A 15362-nucleotide genomic window follows, 5' to 3' on the forward strand; every position below is an offset into this window, starting at 1 on the left:
CGAAATCAAAGCCCGCAAGGTCGATAGCGTTCCCCCAGCGCGTGCTCGCGAAAGAACTCGGGGGAGAACCAATGAAGGGCCGGGCGCGAAATGACTCCCGCCCGGCCGCCCTCCACGGCCCCCCGCCTTGCTCACGGCCTGCACATGGGTCTCATCGCCGGCCATTGCGCTGAGGCGCTACCCCAACCCAGCGCCTGCACGATGAGACCCATGCAAGGACCCTCGTTCACTCGCCCGCGACAACCACCTCATCCGGCGCCTTCCCCCGTGCAGCCTCCTTCGCCGCAACGCTTCGCCGATTCTTCGACCGCCGACCCTTCCACGCCGCGAGCGGCGCGAGCAACCTCTCCGTGAGCGCCGCCGTCGCGGGCTCGTTCTCCCGCACGTGCGCCACGACGCGCAGCACGTAGCTCCGCAGCGCATCGAGCGCCTCGCCCTGTGCCTTGCCCAAGCTGTGCGGATCGGCCGCGGGCCGGGCCTTCGTGATCCCGAGCGCCTCCCCATACGCCGTATGCGCGAAGATGAGCTCGTCCAGGAAGGGCTTGCCTCCGAGATTCGCGATCACGACGTCGAACCCTTTTTCCATGAGGATTCGCATCCGTGTCTCGGCCTCCTGCCACTCGTCGGCGGCGCGCAGCCGCAGGAAGCCGAGGCCCTGGCCGAAAAGCGCATCGTGCACCCTCGCGGCGTCCGCGGCCGCGGGGTACCGCTCGACGGGCAATCGCTTGATGGAGAGAAGCCAGGACGAGAGCGCGCTGAACGCATTGTCCTCGACGCGATCGGCGACGGCGACCACCGGAGGCGCCTCGCCCTCCGCGAAGACGCGCTTGCCGAGCTCCACCTGGAGGGTCTCGTGCGTGGCGGCGAGTGTATTGCGATCGGCGGCGATGGAGATGGGAAGTCCCGGCTCACGGGAGGCCGTCTCGAGAAGCTCGGCGAGGAGGCGAGCGGTGGAGACGGCCGTCATGCGAGGCAACGCGACGAGCTGGGTCGGTGAGAACGAACGAGACATGTGGATTCCTCCTCCCGGGCAAAACCCGGGGGACATGGATGTTGTAGCGGAGGGTGGGACGGACGCCGCGTTCGCATAATCACGACAAAAACGTGCATGGCGGCTGGAGGATGCTGGGCGGTCGCTCGAAGCAGCCAACTTCGAACACACGGTTCATCCCCGGCACTCGCACATTCGGCGTCGAACCTGCCCCTATCGCGGGCCCAGCGATGGCGACGACCCCCGGCCGTGGACAACCTCTTCCACCTCGCCCCGGCCGCAGATGCCGCGCCGCGACGTGCCTCTCTCGCCGGCCGGTCCCGCCGGGAACGCGCCGGCCGCGGACGACCGCGGTCCCTACTCCGTCAGGGGCTCGTTCCGCGCGTCACCCGCCTGAATGAGCGCTCAACACCTCGACGATCCTGCGCTGCCGACGAGCCAGCGCAGCGCCGGCGCGAGTTCTTCCCGCCAAGAGGAAAAAGCGTGACCACCGGAATACAGGTTGTAGTGCACCGTGCCGCCTCGTGACTCGAACGACCGAGCCGCCGCTTCCACGCCCTCGATCTGCGAGACGCGCTGGAAGAGGCCCGTTGGCGGATGAGGGACCCGCGTTTCGATCTCCTGCGTGCCGACGCTCAACCAGAACCTCGCGCTTGTCGAGGGAAACAATATCGCGTTGTCCGCGAGCCACCAGAACGAACCGGATTGACAGAGAGCGGACGAGAAGGCGTGCGGATGCTGCATCACGGTGTACGCGGCCGCGAGCCCACTGAGGCTGACGCCGCAAATCAGATGATCCGGGCTGGTAATGCGCTCGTCATGCTTCCTCGCCCACGCCACGACGTCTTCGGCGATGAATCTGGAGTAATCCGCATTGCATGTATAGTCCTTGTGCCTGGACGCGGAGTCCTGAAACGACACGAAGACGCAGGACATCGAGAGAACGCCTCCGGCCGTCATGCACTCGCGAATCACGGGCAGGCAGTCCATGTCGTGAAGGTAGAACTCACCGTCGAGGAAGACCGCGAGTTCGTGCCGCCCGTCTTCGATCCCGGGCACGAACCAGATCCGCCTCTCGTATCGGCCGCAGGTGCTTCGGAGAACGTGGCGCTCGGGCCGGTCGGGTCGTGCCGCGATGGCCAGGTTGCGGAACAGACCCTTGGGATCGTACACGACACGGATGCCACTCTTGACCACGCCCAGCGTGCCGGCATCGCATGGTTCTGTCGCGGCCCACGCGGGCGAGGCGAAACCGAACTCCACCTCCTTGCCGTCGGCGTAGTGGACGCGCTTCGCTTTGACCGGACCCCAGTCTTCGTCGCTCACACGCCGGACACTTCCAAACCGGGTCATCCACTCGGCGTCGCCTGCGAGCGCCAGTGGATCGTCCAGCAGGATGACCAGGTCGACGTCGGACTCCGGTCGCGCCATGCCGCGGGCATGAGAACCCACCAGCGCGATTCCCAGAATCGCGCGCTCGCGCAGCCCCCACTCGCGCAGGTTATTGAGAGTTTCTTCCACGTCTACTCTCGGTGATTTCCGTCGCATGTCGGACCTCGGTGAAGACATCTACCGCTGGCGCTCGACCTGGCGAACTTTTCGCCGCACCCTCTCGAACGCCTGCACAATTCCGTACTGCCCCCACGCCCTCCCCCGCTCATTCCGCGCCACAAACTCCTCCCGCCCCGGGTCGCTGCCCCAGCGCAGCACCTGCGCGAGGAGACCCATGCAAGGACCGTCACACACTCCACCGGAACCCCCACCCCCTTCCGACCCCTTCCCCCGCGCAACCTCCTTCGTCGAAGCGCTGCGGAACGGACGCCGGGTTCGCATCCTCACGACGGAACCGTGCATGAAGGCGGGGAGATGTTGCGCACATCGCTTCCGGTCGTGGCGGGAGGACCCAAACCGATGCGCGTATCGCTTCCGGTCGTGCAGGGAGGACCCGAACCGATACGCGTATCGCTTCAGGTCGTGCAGGGAGGACCCGAACCGATGCGCACATCGCTTCCGGTCGTGCAGGGAGGACCCGAACCGATACGCGCATCGCTTCCGGTCGTGCGGGGAGGACCCGAACCGATACGCGCATCGCTTCAGGTCGTGCAGGGAGGACCGGACGCGGTACCCATCAAGCCGGAGCGCACGCGTCATCCCAACGCACGCCCCACGCCGCCCGAAGCGTCGGGCCCGGACCGTGGCCGCCCTGTCAGGACGCGTCATCCACGACGAACTCGTCATGCTGCGGCATTGCGGCCGAACCTTACGCGGCAGCCTCGATGCACGCCATGATGCGGAAGGCCGAACGGATACGCGCAGACGGTCATCAGCGGGTCAGGCCCTGAAGACTGTAGTAGCGAGGGATCCACTGGAAGCCTCCTGCCTTGTCGGATCGGACATAACCCAAGCCAGGGAACGAGATGTGCGCAGCGGCCACCAGCGTGCGGTCGTCTGCGAATTTCTTGAACATCCCCCATCGGTCCGCAGCGGCAGCGCTTTCATTCGCGTCGAAGTTGATCGTCGCTTGCGGTTGGGGCAGCTGCACGGCGGCCGCATGCACCAGGTCGCCAAAGAACACGATCTTTTCTCCCTTGCTCTCGATTTGAAAAAGGGTATGCCCGGGTGTGTGGCCGTGCGCGGGAATGGTCTTGACGCCCGGAAACAGCTCGCCGCCCCCCTGGAACAGGGCCACCTTTCCCGCAGCCTCGTACGGCATCAGGGCAGCCCGCGACTGCGGGAACATGTCTTTCTGGTTGGCGGGAGCGGCCGCCTCGGCCTGAGGATCGAAGCGGTAGTCGCGGTCGGCCTTGTCCACGTAGACGACGGCGTTGGGAAAGACGCGTTTGCCATCGACCGTCAGGCCGCCGGAGTGGTCACCATGCAGGTGCGTCAGCAGAACCGCATCGATTTCATCCGGGTCGTAGCCGGCGGCTTTGAGGTTGTTGAGCAGCCGGCCGCCGCTGGTGCCGAAGAGCGTTCCCGCGCCAGCATCGATGAGCAACAGCTTGCTGCCCGTATTGACCAGGAGCGCATTGATCGAAATTTCGGTCGGATAGGCTTCGAACCCCGCCGTGAGCAAGCCACGCACCTCGGCGGGGGTGATGTTGGACATCATCTGATCCAGAGGCAGTGAAACGGTGCCGTCGGACAGCGCCGTGAGCTCATAGTCGCCCAGTTGCATGCGGTAGAAGGCGGGCGCTTGCGACTTCAGCCGTCCGCGCGCTGCACCCTTCGGTTCGGCGACATGTGAGCCGCCGCATCCAACGAGCCCGAGCGTGGCCGAGCCCATGACGCCGGCCGCCATCAAAATCAAAAAAATCTTGCGAATACCCATGACGTATCTCCAGTGAAGGGGCTCCAACCATCGACTCGACGGTGCGAATGCGGCGATTGGTTTGTACTTGCGCGGTCGATGCCTGGAGCGCTTACGACGAATAAACTAAAATTTCTACCTCCTCGGCGCGTAGCATGCTCCCCATGCGGCGGCCAACCGTGCCCGTCCTCGGGTGCGGCCGACGGCATGAGCCCAGGGCATACCTGCGCGACGTGTTGATCCTGCTCGTCAGCGGCTCGAGAGAAGCATCTGGAGCCGCGTCTCGAGCACGCCGCCCTCGTCCTGAGTTCGGGCGCGGCGCGGTCGCGGGGGCCTTCGGATCCGCGCCTTCGTCGACTCGGGTCCGGCGGAACCCCGCCCGGCGGAGCCGAGGGCTACCTGCATCGCCTGCTGGAGACACGTACGGCGCGCGTGGACGATCCGGATCACCCGGGCGTGTTCAAGCTCCTGCCAAACCCTTCGCCCGAGGCGGCGGACAGGCACCACGAAGGCTCCCGAGGGCGGGCGCTCTCACGCGACGTCGTCGAGCGTGTCGTGTGGGAGGTCGTCCCTGTCCTCGCCGAGACGACTTGCTAGGCGCCGGGGAGGAGAAATCCCGGTTTGTTTGCCCTCCCCTCCGGTCACGAGGCACACGGCTTCCACGATGATCCTCCCCATCACCCACGAAAACATGGAGGCGCGGAGGTGGCCCGTCGTCACCCTCGTCATCATCGCGATCTGCTTCGTGATCCATTCCTTCGTGGCCGCCACGGAGCGCTCGCAGACGCGGGACCTCAACGCGCTCGTCTCGCAAGCCCTCACCTACCACGCAGCGCACCCGTATTTGAAAACGCGCCCGCCGCTCGACGAAATCGTCGGCTACAGGCAGCTCCCGCTCCTCGCCGAAAAACCGCGCCCCGAGAAGGCACCGGACGACGAGGAAGCGTTGGCGCGGCAGCAGCAGCACTTCGATGAGCTCGGCCTCTCCGTGCAGAAAACGATCGACGCATTCCCCACGCGCCGCTTCGGCTACGTGCCCGCGCGCGGGGACGTGCTCGGGCTCGTGACACATCCGTTTCTCCACGGCGGCTGGCTGCACCTCTTGTTCAACCTCTGGTTCCTCTGGCTCTGCGGCTGCAACATGGAGGACCGATGGGGCCGCGCCGTCTACGGCCCGTTTTACGTCGCGGCCGGCATCGTCGCCGCGCTCGCGCACAAACTTTTGGGAGGCTCGCCGAACGTCCCCCTCATCGGCGCTTCGGGCGCCATCGCCGGCGCCATGGGCGCGTTTCTCGTCACGTTCGCCAAGACGCGCATCGGCTTCGTCACCTTCGTCCGCCTGCGCCCCATTTTCTTCACGGCGCCTGCGTTCGTCATGCTCCCGCTCTGGCTCGCCTTGCAGATCACCTACTTGATGCTCGCGCCGCGCAACGGCGTCGCCTACGCGGCGCACGTAGGAGGCTTCGTGTTCGGCGTCGTCGTCGCTGGGGCCCTGCGCTTGAGCGGCGTCGAGAAGAAGCTCGACGCCGCCGTCGAACAGAGCGTGACGACAATGCAAGATCCACGCATCGTCGAGGCCTCGGACCTCACCACGCAAGGCCGCGCCGCCGAGGCGCTCGCGCTCCTCGACGAGCTCCACGCAGAGATGCCTTCGAGTATCGACGTGCAACTCGAGATCCTGCGGGCCACGAAAATGCTCGGCCAGAGCGCGCGCGAGATGGCGGCCTACGCTCGACTCATGCAGCTCTACGTCCGCGCGGGCGAGGCCGATGGCGCGATCGCGCTCTTCCGCGAGGTGCGCACCGAGAAGCGGCTCTTCGAGCTGCCAGCCGTGACGCTCATGCAGATGGGACAGACGCTCGATGGCGCCGATTTTCCGCGCGACGCGACGGACGCGTACGAGGCGGTGCACCGGAATAACGCAGAGACCCTCTTGGCCGTGAAGGCGATCCTCGCGCACGCAAAAATCGCCGCGCGCCTCGGGGCGATCGAGGAGGCGCGCGCGCTCTTCACCGCGGCGCGCGAGTCGCCTTTCTCGACGAAGGAGCTCGACGACGCGGCCCTCGTCGAGCTCGAAGCGCTCGACCAACGCGAGCCCGCAAAGTCCGGGCGCGTTCCTTCGTGAGCCGCGCGCCCTCTTCTTTGATGCGCATCTAGCGGGGGAGCTCGGTCGACCGATCACGCACCACGAGCTCCATGTCACATCGATCGAGCCCGGGCTGATAGAAATCTTCGATTCGTCGCAGGAGCCGGAACCCGCGCCGCGCATAAAAGTCCTCGGTCAAGTGGCTCGTGTCAATGCGCACGAGCTCGATCTCGGGCATGTCCGCGAGCCAGGCGAGCCGGCCCTCGGTGAGCGCCTTCCCATAACCCTTCCCGTGCAACGACGAATGAACGAGGCCCCACGTCAACGTCGCCACGCGTGGGTCTTGCCTCGTGGGCGCGAGCCCCCCGCACCCGACGACGGTGCCGTCGTCGTCGCAGATCACGGCATAACGGCCCGGCAAATCGTCGAGGAAGCGCCCGAATCGCTCGCGCTCCTCGACCGAAAAGAACCGCGGGGTGTTGCTGTCAAACGCGGCGAGGCACGCCGCCCGATCCTCCGGTCGATAGTCACGCAGCTTCATCACTCCCTCTCGTGCTGGCCTTGACCGCTGCCCTCGCTTGCAGGTCGAGACGGTCGCACGGGAGCCGCGTGCGCGTCAATGTCCCGCCGAGCCCGAAAGTTCGATGCCGTTCCCTGGCACCCCGTAGACCACGTTTGTCCCTTCCCCCGCGGGGTTTGCCCGCGCATCGTCAACGACACGGTATCCGCGCTGTAGAGCTTGCCGCGCCACGCTCGGATGGCGTACCCTCGCGCCATGGTTCGACTCGCACGTACAGCGCTCGTGCTCGCAGTCAGCGCTGGCCTTGCCGCGCTCGCCGTCCCGGCCTGCATCATCGGCAGTATAACGGTTGGTGCCGACTGTCCCATCGACGACGACGGCAACCTCCTCATCCCGCGGGAGTGTTGCATTTGCCCCTCCCCCGAAGCGTGCCCGGCCGGGTTTCCGAAGGATGTGACCGTCCCCGACTACTGCCGACCTGATTGTCCCGAAGGCATCCCCTACGAGTGCTGCGAGTGCCCCAGCCCCGAGTGGTGCCCTGGCGGCAAGATATACGTCCAGGTCCCGGACTACTGCCACTCACTCGATGGCGGCACGGACGCGGGCAGCGACGGCTCGATGTCCTCGCTCTGCACGGGCGGAACGTGCGTGACCCCGGGACCCGCGAGCTGGAAAGGGCCGATGAGCTTCTGGCAGGGATGGGACATCGAGGCCCCCTCGTGCCCGGAGAACACGCCGATCCTCGCATTCGAGGGGTGGACCGCGCCGCCCCCGCCCTCGTGCGGCACGTGCAAGTGCGATGCGCCCGAGGGGACGTGCAAGCTCCCAGAGACGTGGAGCGTCAACTCGGCGGCCTGCGCAGATCCGGGTGGCGGTGTCAAGACAAACTTCGATCCGCCGACAAACTGGGATGGGACCTGCAACGGTGACAAGTCGATCCTCGGTGACAAACTCTGCGGCGGTGTTCCGTGCGTCCGCTCGATCACGATCTCACCCCCGGTGATCGAGGAACTGCCGTGCCAAGCGCACCACATCGGGGATCCAGAGCCCAAGGTTCCCAAGGCCCGGAATGGCGGACCGGAGATCACGCTCGGACGAGTCTGTACGAGCGAAAGCGCCCTGCCGAACTGCATCGAGGCGGAGGGGAAGGTCTGTGTCCCGAAGCCCCCCAGCTTCTCCTCTTGTTTGTACCGTGAGGGGGATTATGCGTGTCCGGAGGGCTGGGGCGAGAAGACGCTCCTCTACGGGTACGTGGAGGACAAACGTAGCTGCGCCGAATGCGAGTGCAGCGAGCCGAGCGGCGGCACTTGCAGCGTGAAGTTTCGGATCTTCAGCGACGCGGCCTGCACCATCGAGAAGGAGGCCGCCGACGTCTCGACCGGCATGACCGCTCCCTGCAAGGACCTCATGCCGGGGACGCAGCTCTCCAGCAAATCGGCCGCAATCCTGGAGTACACAAAGGGCGCGTGCACGCCGAGCGGGGGGAACGCAGAAGGAGAGCTCGTTCTGCTCGAGCCCGTCACGGTTTGCTGCTCCGCTCCCGTGACTTAGAACGCGTACACGAGCGACCCACCGCCAGTCGTGAAGGGGCGCAGCGTCTCCCATAGGGAAGGAGCGATCGTGTCGAGACCCGTACCGAAAAGCGGGATCGCGACCTCGACATCCAGGCGCACCGCGAAGTGTTCCGCGAATGGGAGCTCAACTGCGCTGCGCGCCCCAACACCAAACAGGCCTTGCACGCCATGGCCGACATACAACCTGTTCAGGGCCGTCGCTCCAACGGCCCCGCCCATGACGAACAAGCAACCGACGAACGGCGCGCGCTTCAGGCATCCCGCACCCGTCATTGTGAACGTGTGCGCCTCGACCTTGGTTGAGCTCGCAGGGCGCGTCTTCCAGAGCGGCATCCACCGCGCGTCGACTTCAAGCGAGAGCTGCGGGAGCTGCACGCCGCCGGCAACCCGGAGCCCGGGTGCCCAATCCGGCATGAGACCGGAAGACACGACCCCTCCGAGCGCCACGAAACCTCGCTTCTTTGGAGCCGGCGTTGCCGTGGCCGGGGACGGTGGGCACGCCGGGCATTGTGGGCATGGTGCCGCCTTGGGAGGTGGCGGAGGGACTGGCGGTGGTGTTGGCGCCTGCGTCTCCTTCTTCGGCGCCGCAGCTCGTATCCGCGTCGCCGCATCAAATGCCGTCCAATAAAGCACCTTGAAACAGTCGGTCCGGGGTGAGTAGTCGCGGTGATCTGTGGATACGGCGACGCCGTTCTCATCCGTGATCGTCGTATCGACCGACTTCCCGCCATCGGGGAGTCGCCGGATCCGCACAACGAGCGCGCGCGTCGCTGTCGGATCGATCGTGCTCACGGGCACCCAGTTCGTCAGGAGGGCCTTGAACTCGAACGCATCCGCGCAACCGGGCAGGGTTCGATCCGCTGTGAGCTCGACGCGGTGGTGCGGCATCTCGTCCGCCGCGACGGCCGAGGATGCCAAGGTCAAGCCCAGCGCGAAGGTGCCGACCGCGACCCGGAGAGTGTGCGTTCTCACTCCGCAGCCCCTTCGACGAGAAATGTGGAGGGGTCGGTCGATTGTTCCCGTGATGGAGGGCGACTTCTGCCCTTTGTCTTCATGGGACCCGTGAGCACGAGCAGAGGCGGCGCCATGTGCCGAGCCTCGACCGAGAGGTCTGGGGCATGACACGCGTCATCGACGACTGCTCGAACGAACTCGGGATCTCCAGAGAGGCCACGCTCCGGTATCTGGATGCTATGGCCGCGGTGGTTCGTTCGGTCGGAGTCGATTCGGCGCATGGGATGGATATCGTCCATCATGCATTCCTGGTCGCCTGTCGCAAGCCCAAAGCAGAGCGACCCGATCCATACGACGAAGAAGCGTTCGGCGCATGGCTGAACGCGGTCGCGAAATACGCGGCCCTGACGAACCGCAAGGACGCATCCCGCTCGCGGGAAGTCGCGACGCCTACGGAGGAGATCGTGCGCGCAATCGATGCCAGTGGCGCGCACGTCGAGAACTACGAGGCGAAGGTCGACGCGTCCAGGGTATTCGAGCGTCTGAGCCATGACGATGGCTCCCTGCTCCATGAGCATTTTTACGAGGGGACGACGATCAAAGAACTCGCCGCGGAGCGCGGTGTGGCGTGGGCGACGATGCGGGAGCGGATGGATAACGTCACCCATCGGGCGCGCATTGTGGTGAACGAGCCTGCGGCGCGGCCGAAACGTCGCCGTCGGCGCCGGATCGGTGCCATTCCGCTGGCCCTGTTTGGCCTGGTCGCCCGCGAGGCGCGCGCGCAGGTGGGCTCGTTCTGGACACGGCTGGTCGGGTCTCTCCACCGCACCCCTGCCCGTTTCATCGGAAGCCTTGGCACGGCAGCCGCAATCTTCACAGGCACGCCGCACCTCGGGTCGTGCGCAGGCGAAGAGCGTGCATTCGCTGCTCGCGCGCATTGCGTGGAAGGCCGAATCGCGGACGATCTCGCGCGGCATGCTGGCCTCGTCAAGTCGAGACCCAAGCCCCCCATCCCGGCAGAGGCCCCGAAGGTCACAAGTCCACGACCTCCGCCGGGGGGTCGCTACGAGGACCGCTCGCCGGCGCCCTGGATCATCGCGAACGCGCTTCGGGACGCCGAGGCGACGAAGTAGCGCTTTTCAGTTTCGCGAAACACGACTCGTCGGCCTTGGGCGACTTCGGTGTGGCCGCTCCTTGCTCGCGCACAGGTGCTCGCAGGCTGCACCGTAGTCGCCCAAGGTCGACGAGCACCAGCTCGGAGGACCGGCCATGCCACGTCGACCAACGACCCATCCGCTTCTCATCACCCTCGGCGCGCGCATCCGGAATTTGCGCCTCGATCGGCAGATGTCGCTGACCGACCTCGCTGACGCGAGCGGAGTTACGAAAGGCGCCTTGTCCAGTATCGAGAATGGGCGCGTCAACATGACGATCGCGACCTGCGTGAAGATTGCCGTGGGCCTCGGCTTGCGGGTCAAGGACGTGTTTCCTGGCGGACTGGAGGATCTGGTGTGGAGCGGTCAAGAAAGCGGACCGAGGAGCCATGTCCAAGAGCGCGCTGGATGACGTGGCGAGCGCTCCACGGTGTGGCCGAGGGCAGCGACGCCCTTTTTTGTCCCAGCAGGATTTCGACGGTCACAACGCGAGCGAACGTGGCTCTACCCCAGAGGTCACGCGCCGACGAATGCGTGTGAAGCAAGCGAGAAAAAAACGAATGAAGATCTCTATGACTGTTCCGATGTTCCGTCACCTCACCCGCATGACTTCAGCGTGGCTTCTGGGTGCGCTTTCCCTGGGCTGTGTCGCCGTCCCTGAGGAGGATGAGTTGGCAGAGGAATCGATCGCCGAAGCCTCGGCTGCGCTGTCCGGATGGGGCTTCTGGGCGTGGGGGACCACGACGGACTACGACGGGATTGACATCTCCTCGGCGTCTCCCCAGACCTGCGTCCTCGCCGGTGTCGCAGGGAACCTCAATCGCGGCGGACAATGGTCCAACGACGTGGAATCGATGGCCTGGGTGGGTGCCAAGTATCCGGCGACCGGGACTTTTCTGTATGCGCACGGTGGTGCCTACACGGATCAGAACAACCAGAGGGTCTGGGATAACAATCCTGTCAATGCCCAAGCCACTTGCTTCCCCAGCAACGTTCGCGACGACGCCTCGTGGACGAGCGATGACGGCAGCGTCAGCCCCCCCGTCAAGATTGCCGACCTCGACCCGAACAACCTGCGGCAATGCTACCTCTCCGGCCTCTGGGGCATTTCTGGCGCGTGGAGCAGCAGCAGCAGGTTCGCGCGCGTGGTCAAGAAGACAACGACGGACGCAACCCACCCGACAACGGGATGGTACGTCGAGGCCAATCTCCCTTCTGACCCCTACGATGGCTCGCACGCGCGGGTTTTCGGCACGTGCGTGGACTTCCCGCTAGGAACGGTGTTCACCTCGGGCTCTGTATTCGCCGCAGCCTCAGCAACGAACACCGTCGCCATCACCTCGGGCACGGGCATCAAGGGCTGCGCGCTCACCGGGATCACGGGCGCGCTCAACCAGAACGACTGGAACGACGGCGCCGTGATGACGGCTCCCTCCACCACCAGCGGGGACTGGTCGCTGAGCGTCAAGAACAACAAGACGGCCACGTGGGCTTGCGCGAAGTGAACCGATCGTGAAATCCGACCGTCAACGCTGAAACCACGTCACTTCAACCCCCCTGCCAAGTCCGCTCGCCAGCGTTGCCCTTTGCCCCAACCCACGCACCGGAGGTTCTCGGAACGTCTCCTTGCGGTCGCCTTCAGCTCGCGCCCTCGATCTCGCAGAATGGCTTGGATCACCGCTGTTTGCGGCTGATCTCCGTGTAGTTCGAGGGTGCTGCTAGAAGCTACCTGAGCCGTTTCCGAAACCGAAGGTCGCAGGTCCGATTTCTGCCGGGGGTGGCGATGATTCCGCGGGGTTAGCGCTTCCTACCGCGCTGCCCCGCCGAACCCTCGGAACCCGTTGCCCCACTGTTGCCCCCCCCGTTTGCCCTCGGAAGCTGGGCAGATCAAGACCCGGCCAGCGTTCCCGCTGTCCTCTCGAACGACATGCAGGAACGCGTGCGCAGCGCGCTCGGCGCGTACGCGCCGGCGAAGACCCAGCATGCCGTGGCGCAAGCGCTCGGGTATCCGCGTGGCTACGTGGCCGCGGTCCTCGAAGGCAAGCCAGGACGGAGCCGTCTCGGGGCATGAGACGGCCGAACAAGGGCTTGCACCCGACGCACGTTCCGCGCGCGGGTGAAGCCCCAGCCGTTGGGCGGTCAAGGCTGGGCTCTGGCTCGACGTGACCGCCAGATCGCGATATGCGAACGCATGGATTCACGCGACGTCGCTGGCCTCTTGTTGTTGACCGTGACTACGGCATGCGGCGCGCGCACGGCCCTGCCCTCGGATGGCAACGGCGCTGACGACAGCGCTGCCGGCAGCGCGAGTTCGTCGGGCGGCGCGCCGTCGTGCACCCTCACCATTGACGCGATGGCGACCGCCGTCCCATCCCTCATCGCCGAAGGCGAGCGCATCTACTACGTCGCGACCGAAGGGCGCGTGATGTCGGCGGATGCGGACACCGGCGCGACGACGCTGCTCGCGCAGATCCCCGTGCAGGCACTCAACCCCACCATTTCGCTCGCGCTCGACGCAGACTGGCTCTACTTTACGTTCATGGGCGAAAAGGACGGCTGGCCCGGTCTTTGGCGGATCCCGAAAGCAGGCGGGGTGCCCGAGCATATCGCTTCAGGCAGGATCGACAATATCTTCGTCGACGAGACGGGGCTCTACTGGACCAATTTCCTCCCCTACGAAGCCAAGCACGAAGTGTTTCGTCGACGGCCAGACGGCACGACGCTGTCTCTGGGCGTGACCGACAAAAACTACGGCTATCTGCGAGGTATTTTCCGCGGCACGGCCGGCCTCCTCGTACCGTCGGGGACCACGTTCTTCGCGTTCGACATCGACGGCGCTGGCGCGACCACGATCTCGGACGTCGTCGGGCACATCTCGCACCCTTTCGAGCGCGATGGCGCGCTCTTCTTCAACGTCGACATCGCCACGCCGCCGCGCGGTTTTTTCCGCGCTTCGCTCGACGGCACGATGGCGCAGCAGCTCTACGAAGGCCCCTTCGAGCGCGTCATCACGGACGGCGTCAGCTGGGTCTTATCCTCCTCGAAAGACGGGGAGTATGCCATCTTCGGCGCGTCCTATCCAGACGGCAAGTCGTCGGTCGTATATCACAGCCCGATCGACAACTCGCCGCGCGCGGTGGCGCTGACGCCGACCCGGCTCGTGCTCGGGGCCGCGTGGTGGGAGTGGGAAACCGGCATTCGAAGCCTCTGTCGAGACGCGCTCGGGCTATGATCGGACTGCAAACCAATCGAGCTCGGATTCTCGCGTTCGGGCTGCTCGGCTGCTCGGCAGAGCCAACGTCACCCCCGGAAGCCCCGCCGATGCGACCGCTCGTGACCGCGTCTGCCACCCTTCCATCACCATCCCCGTCGCCAGCCGCGTCCATCACACCTGCCGCGCCGTGGCGGTCGCGGCGCGGCGAATGCGATCTCACCCGAGCGATTGACGAGTTCGTCGGGGCAGAGGTGGCAGAGGACTGCGGGGACATGCCCGAGAGGCCCCAAGAGGAGGCGTACGAGCGCGCCCGCGCCTGCGCGCTCAAGGCCCACGCGGCGCACAAGCCGTTCCGGCTCGTATGGGGTGGACCGAGGATCGACTCGATCATGCGTCAGGCGACGGTGGGGAGATTCGTGGACGGACGCTACGAGGTGCGATGGTTCTCTTATGATAGCTGCCCTTCGGGCTGCGGCGACGCAGATCCGGTGTGGGGGAGCGACCGCTGCGATTCGCTCGAGGATCTGCGCGCGGCCTGCAAGGCACAAGCGAAGAGCAAGGGGCCGGTGGACAAGGCTCTCGCATGGCTGTGCGACAAAGACAATGCGCAGGAGGTGCGGCGCTCGCTGGAGCTCAGGTGCACGAACCCCGTGGAGATGCAGTCCTGCGGGCCGAAGGAGTGAGCTCTTCCGGGCCCCCGGAGGGGCGGAGGGGGGCGAGATACACCGCGCGGTGGATGGCCTTTTGCCCCTGCCCGATCCGACGAACCCGGAGCTCACGCTCTTCGAGGATAGTGAGGGCCACTGGATGCTTGAGGGCGAGAGCGGGACGCGCGCCGCCGTGGATCAGGAGCGCGCTGTCTGGTCGGGACTCCGTCATATCGCGCGCGGTGGACGGATTGAACTGACACCGCCGCAGGACATCGACAGATGACCACACGGGCGAACACGTGGATGCGGCACGCAGCTCTCGCCCCCTCTGCGACCCTCGCGCACCGCGCACCCTTGACCCGCCAACAAACCCGGTCAAGCCTCCCCACATCGATCTCCTGGACAGCGCCATGCGCATGTACGTCTCCGTCGACATCCCCCCTCAGCGAGCCCAACGCCTCCTCTGTACACTGGATATCGGGTGAGTGAACCGACGATGACATTCAAAGATGGATGGCACGACTTGCCCTCTGGGGGGGCCGTCGAGATCCAAAATGGGTTCCCCGTGCGAGTATCCGACAAGGCGCGGTGGAACCTCGAAGAGACCAGGATCCTCGAGGAGGCAAAGGCGTTTGCCAACGCCAAACTGACGTGGGCAATTCGAGACCGCTCGCGACGCTGGACCAAAGCCGCGCTGTGGACGATCTTCAAAGCTCCGGACAGGGCCCGTTGGAATTTCGCGGGCGTCCTCCCCGGGGCATGCGAGCGCTGCGGTGAAGAGGCGGGCATTCGATTCATCGAGCGTGCTCCAGGCGAAGAGCACGAGTGGATCGGTGAGGCGTGTTTTAAAGAAATCGAACCGCCGCATTGAACCGCGGACGAAGCGCTCCGTTCTTGCACCTGCCTCGC

General features: G+C 65.7%; 15 protein-coding genes. 10 read left to right on the forward strand and 5 right to left on the reverse strand.

Annotation, left to right across the window (positions count from 1 at the left end):
- Positions 1-226 precede the first annotated feature (226 nt).
- The 3 genes from POL67_RS45440 to POL67_RS45450 form a co-directional block, all read right to left on the reverse strand.
- Entirely contained in the window at positions 227-1012 is a 786-nt protein-coding gene (locus POL67_RS45440; RefSeq protein ID WP_271927675.1) for a hypothetical protein, read from the reverse strand.
- A 384-nt stretch (positions 1013-1396) separates the two neighbouring features.
- Positions 1397-2512 carry an alpha/beta hydrolase-fold protein gene (locus POL67_RS45445; protein ID WP_271927677.1) on the reverse strand — a complete coding sequence of 372 codons (1116 nt, stop codon included), beginning with the start codon at positions 2510-2512 and terminating at the stop codon, positions 1397-1399.
- A gap of 802 nt (positions 2513-3314) precedes the next feature.
- Positions 3315-4322, reverse strand: a complete 1008-nt coding sequence (locus POL67_RS45450) for an MBL fold metallo-hydrolase (protein ID WP_271927679.1) — start codon at positions 4320-4322, stop codon at positions 3315-3317.
- Positions 4323-4733: 411 nt separating this feature from the next.
- Here POL67_RS45450 and POL67_RS45455 point away from each other — a divergent pair, with 411 nt between their 5' ends.
- Together POL67_RS45455 and POL67_RS45460 are read left to right on the forward strand one after the other, a co-directional pair.
- Positions 4734-4898: a hypothetical protein gene (locus POL67_RS45455; protein ID WP_271927681.1), complete on the forward strand. Its 165-nt coding sequence runs from the start codon at positions 4734-4736 to the stop codon at positions 4896-4898.
- A 67-nt stretch (positions 4899-4965) separates the two neighbouring features.
- Complete coding sequence (locus POL67_RS45460) at positions 4966-6426, forward strand: rhomboid family intramembrane serine protease (protein WP_271927682.1); 1461 nt, start codon at positions 4966-4968, stop codon at positions 6424-6426.
- 28 nt (positions 6427-6454) lie between these two features.
- On the opposite strand, the gene POL67_RS45465 is transcribed toward POL67_RS45460, so the two are convergent.
- Complete coding sequence (locus POL67_RS45465; RefSeq protein WP_271927683.1) at positions 6455-6928, reverse strand: GNAT family N-acetyltransferase; 474 nt, start codon at positions 6926-6928, stop codon at positions 6455-6457.
- A 234-nt stretch (positions 6929-7162) separates the two neighbouring features.
- On the opposite strand from POL67_RS45465, the gene POL67_RS45470 reads away from it, so the two are divergent.
- The gene (locus POL67_RS45470; RefSeq protein ID WP_271927685.1) at positions 7163-8458 is read left to right on the forward strand and encodes a hypothetical protein; all 1296 of its coding nucleotides are present in this window, start codon (positions 7163-7165) and stop codon (positions 8456-8458) included.
- Here POL67_RS45470 and POL67_RS45475 read toward each other — a convergent pair.
- On the reverse strand, positions 8455-9453 hold the full coding sequence (locus tag POL67_RS45475) for a hypothetical protein (protein WP_271927687.1): 999 nt from the start codon (positions 9451-9453) through the stop codon (positions 8455-8457). The two genes, POL67_RS45470 and POL67_RS45475, sit on opposite strands and share 4 nt — an antisense overlap.
- 146 nt (positions 9454-9599) lie before the next feature.
- Here POL67_RS45475 and POL67_RS45480 point away from each other — a divergent pair, with 146 nt between their 5' ends.
- From POL67_RS45480 to POL67_RS45510, 7 genes are all read left to right on the forward strand, one after another.
- Positions 9600-10568, forward strand: coding sequence for a sigma-70 family RNA polymerase sigma factor (locus POL67_RS45480; RefSeq protein ID WP_271927688.1), 969 nt, complete (start codon positions 9600-9602; stop codon positions 10566-10568).
- Positions 10569-10704: 136 nt separating this feature from the next.
- Complete coding sequence (locus POL67_RS45485) at positions 10705-11001, forward strand: helix-turn-helix transcriptional regulator (protein ID WP_271927690.1); 297 nt, start codon at positions 10705-10707, stop codon at positions 10999-11001.
- Between the two features lie 148 nt (positions 11002-11149).
- On the forward strand, positions 11150-12094 hold the full coding sequence (locus POL67_RS45490; protein WP_271927692.1) for a hypothetical protein: 945 nt from the start codon (positions 11150-11152) through the stop codon (positions 12092-12094).
- 422 nt (positions 12095-12516) lie between these two features.
- Positions 12517-12660, forward strand: a complete 144-nt coding sequence (locus POL67_RS45495) for a hypothetical protein (RefSeq protein ID WP_271927694.1) — start codon at positions 12517-12519, stop codon at positions 12658-12660.
- A gap of 120 nt (positions 12661-12780) precedes the next feature.
- Entirely contained in the window at positions 12781-13821 is a 1041-nt protein-coding gene (locus POL67_RS45500; protein WP_271927696.1) for a hypothetical protein, read from the forward strand.
- Between the two features lie 254 nt (positions 13822-14075).
- Complete coding sequence (locus POL67_RS45505) at positions 14076-14486, forward strand: hypothetical protein (RefSeq protein ID WP_271927697.1); 411 nt, start codon at positions 14076-14078, stop codon at positions 14484-14486.
- A 463-nt stretch (positions 14487-14949) separates the two neighbouring features.
- The gene (locus POL67_RS45510; RefSeq protein WP_271927698.1) at positions 14950-15324 is read left to right on the forward strand and encodes a hypothetical protein; all 375 of its coding nucleotides are present in this window, start codon (positions 14950-14952) and stop codon (positions 15322-15324) included.
- The last annotated feature ends 38 nt before the right edge of the window (positions 15325-15362 follow it).

The organism is Polyangium mundeleinium (assembly GCF_028369105.1).
GTDB lineage: Bacteria > Myxococcota_A > Polyangia > Polyangiales > Polyangiaceae > Polyangium > Polyangium mundeleinium.